This window comes from Streptomyces sp. SID4985 (assembly GCF_009863025.1).
GTDB lineage: Bacteria > Actinomycetota > Actinomycetes > Streptomycetales > Streptomycetaceae > Streptomyces.
This window is the reverse complement of the sequence record NZ_WWIR01000644.1, coordinates 18,368-29,482: the sequence shown is the minus strand read 5'-3', so window position 1 is coordinate 29,482 and position 11,115 is coordinate 18,368. Positions and strand designations below refer to the sequence as shown.

The 11,115-nt window shown below is 70.6% G+C and carries 7 protein-coding genes; 1 reads left to right on the top strand and 6 read right to left on the bottom strand.

The window, feature by feature from the left end:
* Positions 1–723 (bottom strand): MFS transporter (locus GTW40_RS27785; RefSeq protein ID WP_237525754.1); only part of this gene is annotated, 723 nt, incomplete at its 3' end.
* Between the two features lie 82 nt (positions 724–805).
* Here GTW40_RS27785 and GTW40_RS27780 point away from each other — a divergent pair.
* On the top strand, positions 806–1,498 hold the full coding sequence (locus GTW40_RS27780; RefSeq protein WP_161182886.1) for a FadR/GntR family transcriptional regulator: 693 nt from the start codon (positions 806–808) through the stop codon (positions 1,496–1,498).
* On the opposite strand, the gene GTW40_RS27775 is transcribed toward GTW40_RS27780, so the two are convergent.
* The 5 genes from GTW40_RS27775 to GTW40_RS27755 form a co-directional block, all read right to left on the bottom strand.
* A complete protein-coding gene (locus tag GTW40_RS27775; protein WP_161182885.1) occupies positions 1,476–1,820 on the bottom strand; it encodes a hypothetical protein in 345 nt (114 codons plus the stop codon). The two genes, GTW40_RS27780 and GTW40_RS27775, sit on opposite strands and share 23 nt — an antisense overlap.
* Before the next feature lie 230 nt (positions 1,821–2,050).
* Positions 2,051–2,818 carry an enoyl-ACP reductase FabI gene (gene fabI / locus GTW40_RS27770; protein WP_161182884.1) on the bottom strand — a complete coding sequence of 256 codons (768 nt, stop codon included), beginning with the start codon at positions 2,816–2,818 and terminating at the stop codon, positions 2,051–2,053.
* A 5-nt stretch (positions 2,819–2,823) separates the two neighbouring features.
* Positions 2,824–3,528, bottom strand: coding sequence for a 3-oxoacyl-[acyl-carrier-protein] reductase (gene fabG / locus GTW40_RS27765; protein ID WP_161182883.1), 705 nt, complete (start codon positions 3,526–3,528; stop codon positions 2,824–2,826).
* Positions 3,529–3,687: 159 nt separating this feature from the next.
* Positions 3,688–5,229, bottom strand: coding sequence for a hypothetical protein (locus GTW40_RS27760; protein ID WP_161182882.1), 1,542 nt, complete (start codon positions 5,227–5,229; stop codon positions 3,688–3,690).
* Complete coding sequence (locus tag GTW40_RS27755; RefSeq protein WP_161182881.1) at positions 5,226–10,823, bottom strand: hypothetical protein; 5,598 nt, start codon at positions 10,821–10,823, stop codon at positions 5,226–5,228. The genes GTW40_RS27760 and GTW40_RS27755 overlap by 4 nt, the downstream gene beginning before the upstream one ends.
* Between the last annotated feature and the right edge of the window lie 292 nt (positions 10,824–11,115).

Below are 11,115 nucleotides of genomic sequence, written 5' to 3'. Positions count from 1 at the left end.
TCCGGGCCGTGCCGTGGGCTCGCCTGCGGTGCCGGAGCGGGTCCGGCTGTCCGCGCCCCGGCCCCTGCCTCCCCCGGAGGGGTCCCTCAGCAGCGGCAGCCACGGCAGGATCGCCGATCCCGCCAGTGCCGCCCAGATCGCGAGGCCCGGCTGCCAGCCGCCGAGGGCGTGGGCCAGCGGGACGGCGACCGCCGCGGCCACCGCCGTGCCCGCGGCGAGCGCCATGGAGTACAGGCCCGTCATGGAGCCCACGCGGTCCGGGAACCAGCGCTTGACGATGACCGGCATCAGGACGTTGCTGACGGCGATGCCCATGAGGGCCAGCGCGCTGGCGGCGAGGAAGCCGGGGGTGCTGCCGACGTAGGGGCGTATCAGGAGCCCCGCGGTGATGGCGGTCATGCCCGCGCAGACCACGGCGCCCAGGCCGAAGCGGCGGGCGAGGCGGGGCGCGGTGGCGCCGAAGACCGCGAAGCACAGCGGGGGGACGGAGGTCAGCAGGCCCGCCACGCTGCCGCTCATGCCGAGCCCGTCGCGGACCTCCTCCAGGAGGGCGCCGAGGCTCGTGATGGCCGGGCGCAGGTTCAGCGCGGACAGGACGATGCCGACGACCAGCAGTCGTGTCATCCACGCGCGCGGGGATGACGTGGTCTGTCCGTCCGTACCGCGCGTGGTGCGCGGCTCTTCCGTGCGGGCCGCCACGGTCCCGGTTTCTTCACTCGCCATGTGGCCCATCATAGAATCATGGGATGATTGGTTGTCCATCCCCGGAGCGGCCGCACCCCGCGTTCGCGTGCGAAGGTGTGCCATGCCCCTGAGTCACCCCCGACGTTCGGCGCTGTCCGAGCAGGTCATCGCCGAGTTGCGGAATCAGATCGCCTCCGGCGAGTGGCCGGTCGGCTCGCGCATCCCCACCGAGCCGGAGCTGGTCGAGCAGCTGGGCGTCGCCCGCAACACCGTCCGCGAGGCCGTCCGCGCGCTCGCGCACAACGGTCTGCTGGACATCCGCCAGGGCTCCGGTACGTACGTCGTGGCGACGAGCGAGCTGGCCGGTGTCATGCACCGCAGGTTCGCCGACGCCGACCCCCGGCACATCGCGGAGCTGCGGTCCACGCTGGAGTCGGCGGCGGCGCGGATGGCGGCCGAGCGGCGCACCGAGAAGGACCTCAAGCAGCTCGACGCGCTCCTGACCAAGCGCGAGGAGGCGTGGGAGACCGGGGAGGCGGAGGCGTTCGTGGCGGCCGACGCGACCTTCCACCTGGCGGTGGTGGCGGCCTCGCACAACGACGTCATGACGGCGATGTACGCCGACCTCGGCGAGGTGCTGCGCGACTGGCTGCGCGCCGACGTGAGTGACGGGCTGACCCCCGAGACGCACATGGACCACGCCCGCCTGGTGGACGCGATCCGCGCGGGCGACGCGGACATGGCCGCCATGGAGGCCGCCAGCTATCCGTTCCTGTGCCGCGCGGGCCGGTTCAGCGCACCTTCTGGTGGCTGATCCACACCGAACGGATCTCCTTCCAGCAGCGGCCGGTCAGCTTGACCGTCATGGCCGCGTCGGTGTCCACGGGCGCGCTGTCGGTGTCGATGTCCCACCAGCGGGCGCACTCGATGTGCAGGCGGACCCGGTCGGTGTCCACGTAGGGGTTGTGGCAGTAGGCGACCACGTGCGAGCCCTCGACGGAGGTGCGGCAGGCGGCGCCGAAGGTGGGGGCGGGCGCGGAGTCGTCCGCGCGCGCGGGCGCGAGCGCGTCGAAGGGCAGGGACAGGACGAGGGCCAGGGCCGCGGTCACCGGGGCCAGGCTGCGGGACAGGCGCACAAGGGAACCTCCTCGGCCGGGCTGCGGAGGGGCGGGCGGGACAACGCCTGCTTCGAGCGTGCGGTGCAGGCGCCGGTACGGCCCGGCAGGTGAGCCGAACGAGTGACGCGGCTCGGGTGGACCGGCGTACCTCTCACGAGTGACGGACCCTGCGGCGCACCGGACCGCTCCCCTACGGGACGAGGCCCGCACCCCTTCCGGGACGCGGGCCTCGCAGGCACAGGTACGGCTCAGGCGCCGATCGCGTGCAGACCGCCGTCGACGTGGATGATCTCGCCGGTGGTCTTCGGGAACCAGTCGCTCAGCAGGGCGACGACGCCCTTGCCGGCCGGCTCGGGGTCCTTGAGGTCCCACTCCAGCGGGGAGCGGGTGTCCCACACGGCGGCGAGGTCCGAGAAGCCCGGGATGGACTTCGCGGCCATGGAGCCGATCGGGCCCGCGGAGATGAGGTTGCAGCGGATGTTCTGCTTGCCCAGGTCGCGCGCCATGTAGCGGCTGGTGGCCTCCAGGGCGGCCTTGGCCGGGCCCATCCAGTCGTACTGCGGCCAGGCGTACTGCGCGTCGAAGGTGAGGCCGACGACCGAGCCGCCGTTCTGCATCAGCGGCAGGCAGGCCATGGTCAGCGCCTTCAGGGAGAAGGCGGAGACGTGCATGGCGGTGGCGACCGACTCGAACGGCGTGTTCAGGAAGTTGCCGCCGAGCGCGTCCTGCGGGGCGAAGCCGATGGAGTGGACGATGCCGTCCAGGCCGCCCAGCTCCTCGCCGACCACGTCGGCCAGGCGCGCGAGGTGCTCCTCGTTGGTGACGTCCAGCTCGATGACCTTGGCGGGCTTCGGCAGCTTCTTGGCGATGCGCTCGGTCAGCGTGGGCCGCGGGAAGGCGGTCAGGATGATCTCGGCACCCTGCTCCTGCGCGAGCTTGGCGACGTGGAAGGCGATGGAGGACTCCATCAGCACACCCGTGACCAGGATGCGCTTGCCCTCGAGAATTCCGCTCATGGTGATCAGTGACCCATTCCCAGTCCGCCGTCAACGGGGATGACGGCTCCAGTGATGTACGAGGCGTCGTCCGAGGCGAGGAAGCGCACGGCGGCGGCGACCTCCTCCGGCTGCGCGTAGCGGCCGAGCGGCACCTGCGACACGATGCCCTTGCGCTGCTCGTCGGTGAGCGCCTTGGTCATGTCGGTGTCGACGAAGCCGGGGGCGACGACGTTGAAGGTGATGTTGCGCGAGCCCAGCTCACGGGCGAGGGAGCGCGCGAAGCCGACCATGGCGGCCTTGGAGGCGGCGTAGTTCGCCTGCCCGGCCGAGCCCAGCAGACCGACCACCGAGGAGATCAGGACGACGCGGCCCTTCTTGGCGCGCAGCATCCCGCGGTTGGCGCGCTTCACGACGCGGAAGGTGCCGGTCAGGTTGGTGTCGACGACCGAGGTGAAGTCCTCCTCGGACATGCGCATCAGGAGCTGGTCCTTGGTCACGCCCGCGTTGGCGACGAGGACCTCGACCGGGCCGTGCTGCTCCTCGATCTCCTTGTACGCCTGCTCGACCTGCTCGGCGTCGGTGATGTCGCACTTGACGGCGAGGAAGCCCGCCGGGGGCTCGCCCGAGCGGTACGTGATCGCGACCTTGTCGCCGGCGTCGGCGAAAGCGCGGGCGATGGCGAGGCCGATGCCCCGGTTGCCTCCGGTGACGAGAACCGAGCGGCTCAACGGATCACCCTTTCGATTAGCGGTCTGCAGCGTTCCGACAATCCGCCCGGACGAATCGACGTCCGTCGGACAGGCGGCTTCACCGAAAACCTATCGGTCGGGCCGCGTGGGAGGGCAAGCGGGCACCGACAGTGGCTCGGGTGTGTGCCTGTCGGATCTCTACAGTTTCGCCCACCGCCGGTGTGCCGAGGTCAGCTCGTCACAGAGTGCACGGAGCGTGTAATCACGCAGTGCTCCACGGTGCGAGAGGATGTTTCTGGCCTTGACGAGCAGCTTGAGCAGCTTGAGTTCCTCCGCGGGGAAGGCGATGCCGTCTCCGTGGTATGCCGCGAGAAGCGAGCCGACCTCCAATTCGAGAAACGCCTGCTGGGCGCAGTTTCCCAGGTCCGCGGGAGGCCGTGCGCTGAAGTCGGCCACCACGACGCCAAGGGGCCGCGTGGCGTACCCGAGGCCCAATCGTGCAAGCTGTTCCCGGGCATCCTCGATCCATGGCAGCACCACCCGCTGTTGGGCCTGTCCCACGGCGACGGACAACTCCGGCGGCTCGCCCTGTGCGCCTATGGCATACCAGCGGGCCGGGTGATGCCGTAGTCGCCCTTCCCACGACTGCACGACGCCCCGGGCCCAGGCTTGTCGCAGCGAGGACCCGGGCCGCCGTGGCGTGCCCCTCCCGAACGAGACTTCCGGGCAGGCACGGGCATCGGCCGTCGGCAGGCTGTCGACGCAGGAGCGCAGCACGGCGTCCAAGCGGTGGGTGGTGCCGTCCCACTCCATGGTCAGCCGCCGGGCGAGCACCAGATCGAAGGAGGCGAGTTCAGCGATCGTCTCCTCTCGCACGGTCATGAGGATCCGGCGTTCCAGCGTGCCACTGGAAGTAGGGGGCTTGGCGGCCTCGACAACCAGGGCAGTGTCCAGTCGTCCCACCGTGCCCCACCACCAGTGAACGGCTGTCGTGGCGATGTCCCGGTCCAGTTCGTTGACCAGCGACACCGGGAGGTCTCGGAGACGGGCGACGATGAGCAGCCGAGGACGCTCCTGAGGAGACAGACCCGCCTCCTTCACCGCGGCGGTCAAGGAGCGCAAGAGCCGTTCGATCGCGCTGCCTCTGCCCGAGGCTGGGGCACCCGCTGGCTCAGAGGCCGTCTCCTCCGTTTCGCACCATGCGCGCAGGCCGACGACGGGCCGCCAGCGGCTGCCGCGGACCGCGAGCCGCTCGATCACCTCGGTGGGGCTCACCGCCAGTTCCTTGCCCAGGCGCTCGAAGAGCTCCGGCATGGCGTGCTCGAGCGGGAGTGACCGGGCCGGGACCGGGGCGGCCTCGGTCCAGCCGATGTCGAAGCCGTCGTCGAAATCGAGGTCCGGCAGGCTGTCCCAGGCGTCGTCCCCTTCCCAGACCTCCTCGACGCCCCTGCCCCACGCCCGCTCCCCGTCGTCCAACGACGCCCTGGGTCCGGCCTCGCCCGCTTCCGGCCTCCGCGGAGCGGGGACCGGTAGAACCTCCGGTGGCCGTATGTCCAGGCGGTCCGGCGCCGAGTGGAGGGCCGCGCGGTACAGCTCCTCGGCATGCCCCGTGTCGACCAGATGATCGGGCAGCAGCCAGAGGCAGTTGAGGCCGGCAGCCAGGTCGGCGGCCATCGAGTCGAGTTGCCGTCGGACACCGGGCAGGCTGAGGAGACTTCCGTCGCCCTGCTCCGCCGTCACGAAGTCCCCGTGACCCGTGCCCGCAGCGCCCGGAACGTGACGGGGTCGACCGCCAGGCCGTCGCCAGCCTCGTCGAGAACGCCGAGTCTGTCCAGGTGGGCCAGCCAGTCCGCCGCCTCCCGGGCCGACAGCCCGGTCGCAGCCTCAACGTCGTCGACGGGAACGCCTTGGCCCTCCTCGACGTACGCGGTCCACATCTCCAGCAGTGCGAGGTCCTGTTCGGTGAGGCCGGAGAGTCTCAGGTGTTCCGCGACATTCGTGGGCTTGGTCGTGACCGTGCGGATGTGCTCGAGGGCATCGTCGAGCGTGGCCCCGCGCAGCGACACATCGGCGACCGCGGTCTCCGTCCAGCGCGGCCAGCCGGAGGTCGCCGCGGTCAGACGCCGACGGTCCTCACCAGAGACGAAGGGACACTCCGGCCAGGCCCGCAGGGAATCCGCCGTCCAGCGCAGCGGCTTCAGGATCCGCACCCGCAGACGCCGGCCCTCGTCGGCGGCACGCAGAACACCCACAGCCTCAGCGTCGGCGACCACGAGCACGGACCGAGTCTGCTTCTCCTTGCGACCTTCGCTCTGAGGCACGTGCTTGTCGGCAGGAGGCCCGGCATGTTCGACGGCCAGCCGAAGCTGTTCCCCGAGGCCGTCGACGGGCACCCCGCGCAGATCAACGAGGACGACGTGCGCCGTGCGCGGACGGGACACTGCGTCCGTCAGCGCGGGCCGCACGTCGGCTCCGTCAGCACGGACAACCCTCACCCCGCGCCCCTCGGCGAACGCGGCGACGGCTCGCAGCACCAGTTCCGGTTGATGAAGTTCCGTCGTCGGGACCACCGAGACACCGGGCTGGGCCGCCTCGTGGAGCTGGCCCTCGGTGAGGGGACTGTAGCGTTGGACGCCGGTGCTGCTGTCCCTGCCGAGGACACGCCTCGCGGCTCGAGGGTTGTAGTCGTAGGGCAGGCCGAACTCGGTCTCGTGCAGTTCGAGTTCCAACTCCTCGCGCGTGCCGAGCATGTTCACCACGTTCGGGCTGCGTACGGCGAAGCCCGCCCGGTCGCCCAGCCGGATCAGCAGGCCGAGGCCGACCATCTCGGTGAGATAGATCTCGGCCTGCTGGACGCCGCATTCCTCGAAGCCCGCCGGCCACGCGTCCCGTGCGAGGTCCAGCAGCTCCTTGGCGCTGTAGCCGCCGCGATAACTGTCTTCAAGGCTGCGCAGCGCTATGACGAGCGCGAGGACCCGGTAGCGGTCTTCCAGGTTGATCGTGAAGCGCAGCCGTTCCGCGATCCTGCGTCGGAGCGTCTCGGACGCCGCCACCTCCTGCACGTCCCCGTCGGTGATAGCCATGGCCCGGCCGGTGATCACATACGGTCGCGAGTGCAGTGTCCGGACGAGCTCGCTGCAGAAGATCTGAACGAGGTTCGCCTGGTAGTTGGTGATGGCGAGGATGCGCCAGACCAGCTCGGGGCGCTCGAAGACGTAACCCAGCGCAGCCATGGGCTCGGTGACCAGTTTGAGCGCGGCCTGTTGCTTCAGCGGCCCCACCAGCACGTCCGGGCCGCCGTGGGCGGTGGAGACATTGGACAGGGCGCCGAAGCGCTGCACCTGGTGCAGACCGGCGAAAACAATCTTGAAACGCCGGTCCGAGTGCTCCATGAGCTGCTGGAAGCGTTTGACGTTCGGGAAGGTCGACTCACCGCCCACCTTGAACGTCCGGCGCGAATCCGCGGTCAGGAACGCGTCCGCCTCGTCCGCGAGGACCAGCAAGCGGCGCGACTCGTCCTCGTCCAGCCACTCGCCGAGGCGGCGTACGATCAGGTCTGGCCCGGCCTGTTCGACGCGTCGGTTACCGAAGACGCCCCGCCGCTTGAGCTCGTCGGCGAGCATGCTCCAGATCTTGTCGGGGGCCTCGGCCTGACCGATCTCCGCCTTCAACAGGTCGAGGTAGACGGCGACGTAGTCGTCGGAGCGCCGGGGAAAGATCTTCGCGACTCTGCGCAGCAGCGCGGACTTGCCGAGCTGGCGGCCGCCGTACAGGAACAGTCCCCCGCGCGGGTCCATGACCTCGCGCATCTCCTCGTCACGGCCGTAGAAGACCTCCGCGGGCACAAGGCCCGCCACGAACGGCGTGTACGGGTTGTACGCGGCCCAGGGCAAGGTGACCCGCTGCATGGCACGGAAGCTGCCCGGCGCGCGGGCCGCCATCCACCCGACGACCGCAGGGTCGACGACCAAGGCCGGCTGAGCCCCCGACCGCGAGGCGTCGGCCAGCCGACGACGCCCGTCGATGCCCAGGGGGTGCAGGTAGAGCACCAGGTTGGCGTCGACGTCGGCGTCCTCCAGATGGGCCAGCGGACCATTCGCCCGCTGCTCCTCCCAGATGAGCTGGATGGTGTACGACGTGGCCTGGGATCCGAGCGCCGCGACGTAACCGGTGCGCTCGGCGACTCGCGCCCGCACCTTGAACCGGCGCACGCCCTGCGTCCGCGTCTCCACGACCGGCTGACCGTGCGGTTCCAGGCCCAACAGCCTCAACACACGGGGCAGATGCTGCTGCCACTCACTGTTGCGTCCGTGCCGGGTGCACAGGGCCTTCCAGGACTTCAGGCCGAGTTCGGCCGCCTCCGTCAACTGGACGTCCGGACCGTAGGCGTGCGCCCACCAGTCGGCATCGACTCCGTCACCGCCCGGCTGAGGGACACCCGGACCGGCCAGGTCCCCTATGAAGTCGGCGAGTTCGGCGTCGTCGTCCTCGGGACGCTCGGGCAGCGGCCTGCCGCCGCGTGCAAGGGCCAGGAATTCCTCGGCCGTGACAGTGTCGCCCTCGGTGATCAGCTTGGCGATACGGTCGTACTCCGCCTGACCGAGCGGGCGTCCCGGGGCGAGCCTCAGCTGCTCCAGTTCTTGGAGCTGCCGACGCGTCGAACGCTGTACGAGCTGGGACAGCTCTTGGCCGAGTTCGTCGAGCCGCGCGACCGCGTACCGGTACCGGCCGAGGTCCTCGCCGTGGGCGAACTCCTGGAGTCGGCCTGTGAACAGACGTTCCTGGTCGGGAGCCAGCAGGTTGAGGGTACGCATCTGCGCGAGCAGCCCCGCGGCCTTCGTGTGACGGCGCCGTACCGTCGCCCGCCAGTTCTCCTGAGCCTGTTGCAGACGACGCTCCGCGCTCTCCGCCCAGTCGGCATCCACGGCACCGTAGACACTCGCGTCCTGCCTTACGGAGTCCACCAGGGCTCGTGCGAGGTGCAGGTCGCCACGGGTGAGGTAGCGGCGCAAAGCCTGTTCGGCGTCCGGATCGGCCATGAGCGCCGCCATGCGGCGGGCGGTGCGGGTGTCGTGCAGGTCGGGCAGGCCCGAGTCGTCACGCGGCAGTTCGGGCAGGGCAAGCAGGCAGTCGGCCGAGGGCGTCGTACTCTCGCCGTCGCCGTCCGGACGGTCCTCGGGCGCCGACAAGGGCGGGGTACTGCCCTCCAGCCAGTGCAGGAGCAGCAGCAGCGCCGCGCCGCCCACGCCCGGCGGCGGGGTCACGTGGCGCAGGTCACGGCGTGCCGCAGCAAGGTCCGGTATGCCCGATTGGCCGAGGCCGGTCGGCCGCATCAGGCTCGCGGCGACCGCGTCCGCCTTCACGAGGACGTCCGACACCGACCGGCAGGCGGCGTGCAACTGGCGCAACGCGCCTGCGGTGATCGGTTCCTTGGCCTGCTTGGGCGTGCGGAACCGACTGTCGGTCTGTTCGATCAGGCGGTCCACGTAGTCATGATCCCGCAGTTCCTCCGCCCGGGGGCGGAAGCCGACGGCAGGCAGCTCGCCACCGGCCACCCATTGGATGACATCGCCCAGGGCCACGCCGAGTTCGCCCATCGGACCGACGAGGTACTGAAGGACTCGAGTTGCGCGCTGGTACTTGGTCTTCCTGCGGGAGAGACTGTCGAGCAGTTGCTGTGCCTGCGAGCCGAGCTCCTCTCGGAGATCGTGCTCCTGGCTGTCGTCGGCGTGCTGGGCGCCCGGGTCGAACGACCGCCCGTTGCGGACCGCGGCGACCAGGACCGTGAGCAGTTCCTGCCAGGGCGCCGCCAGGCCGGCCGGTGCCGTGAAGTCGCTGACCAGCGTGTGCGGCCAGCAAGCGGTCAGCCCGGCGCGGAGGGCCGCGACGAGGGCCGTCAGGTGGGCGTCCCTGTCCTGGGCGAGCCGGGCGGGGTCCAGGTCGTGCAGGATCTGGACGTCCGTGGCTTCCGACTCAGTCACGCAGCCGAACGCGGCGGCGGCGAAAGCAAGAGCGCGGGCCCGGATGTCGGGCTCGGCCGAGGCCGCCGTCATCCAGTAGGCCTCGGCGAGGCGTCCGGCAGCCACCAGTCGCGCGACGGGCGGTTCCTGTCCCGAGTCCCACGGGGCACGCACGTCCCAGTCGGCGTCGACGACTGCCGCGGGCCACGGCTCGTCCTCCGAGTTCGCGTCGGAGGACGAGGAGTGGACGGTACGGAATTCCTGGGGCTGTTCCTGGACGGTGCCCGCGGCATCCGTGTCCCGGGCTCCGGTGAGTTCCGCGTCCGGACCATCGAGGCCGCTTTCCTCCGTGTGGCCGTCGGTGTTCGTGGCGGTGGCCAGGTCGAGGGCAACGGGAAGCTCGACGGGCGCCGTTGACGTGTCTCCCGGCTCGGTGTCAACGGCGAACGGGGCGGAAGCGACCTGCGCGGGCGCGTCGGGCGTCACCGTCGGCGTCTCCGCGCGAGCCGCGCCGTCCTCCGCCGACTCGACCTCGACCGGCGCTTCCGGAGTGGCCGCGGAGGGCTGGGCCACGGTGGGCGCCCCCTGCTCCGGCTGGTTCTCGGCAGACGGCGATTCCGGCTGGTCCGGCGTCGGCGCGTCGCCCCGCCGCAGTGCCGGAACATCGTCCACGCGCCCGACGCCCGGCCGCACCTCCGCGTCCGGTATCAGACCGGTGGTGTCATCGTCCGCCGGGGCCGTACTGTCAGCGTCCGAATGGGAGTCTTCCCCGGCTGGTGTCGTGACAGAGGCACGGTCACCGACAACGGTCGTCACGGAGTACGCGCCCTTGCCCAGAGCGGTCATGAGCTCGTCGATCTGGGCATGCACCCGGTCGCGCAGCATGCTGAGAGTCGCCGTCTCGTCCGCATCCACAGTCGCGCCGATAAGGGTGTCGTACGAATCGGCCCGTTCACGCAACGAGGCGAGGTCGGCCCGGGCCTTCTCCAGCCGGAGCTGTTCGGCTGCCAGCCACGCGTAGTCGGACTCGTCCGGCCAGTCGACGCCCGCGTCCGCGCAGCGGTCCGCGATGCGCTCGCGGAGTACGACCCATCCCGTCAGTGTGTCGACGACATCGCCGGTCGCGGCCGGGCGCCGACCGTTCTCCACCGCGTCCGCGGCGGCCCGGAGCAGTGTGGTCAGGCGCGCGCCGACCTGCTTGAGCTCAGCCAGCTCGCCGTGCGGCTCCTCGCTACCCTCCGAGGAGGCGTCTGCCAGGCGCTCCTCGTGTGCATCGGGCCGTATGCCTTCACCCGAAGAGCGTCCGTCGTCGCCCGAAGAACGTTCGACGACGTCGACCGGGGCACCCGGCCCCCGGCGCTCTGCTGCTGTCACAACTCTCCTCAGCGTCTCGGCGGGGTCGGAGGGCGGCAGTGACTCCGCGGCCGGCCACAGGATGTTCGCGTACTTGTGGGCCATACCCACCGCGGGAAGTTTGCTCAGGTCTCCCGCCAACAACCCGTACAGCGCGCACCGGGCCAGTGCGGGATCGAGCACTTCCAGCATGGTCCGCAGTTGTTCGAGCGTCGGCTGCCGGATCACATCCGGCGGACAACCGAGGTTGTCGATCAACACCCTGCACGCCCAGGTCAGCCCGCATCTGGCGGCCGAGTCCAGCTGATGCTGC

Bases quoted from the DNA above. Each gene is read 5' to 3' on its own strand.
- fabI (WP_161182884.1), bottom strand. From the start codon at position 2,818: ATGAGCGGAATTCTCGAGGGCAAGCGCATCCTGGTCACGGGTGTGCTG.
- GTW40_RS27780 (WP_161182886.1), top strand. From the start codon at position 806: ATGCCCCTGAGTCACCCCCGACGTTCGGCGCTGTCCGAGCAGGTCATC.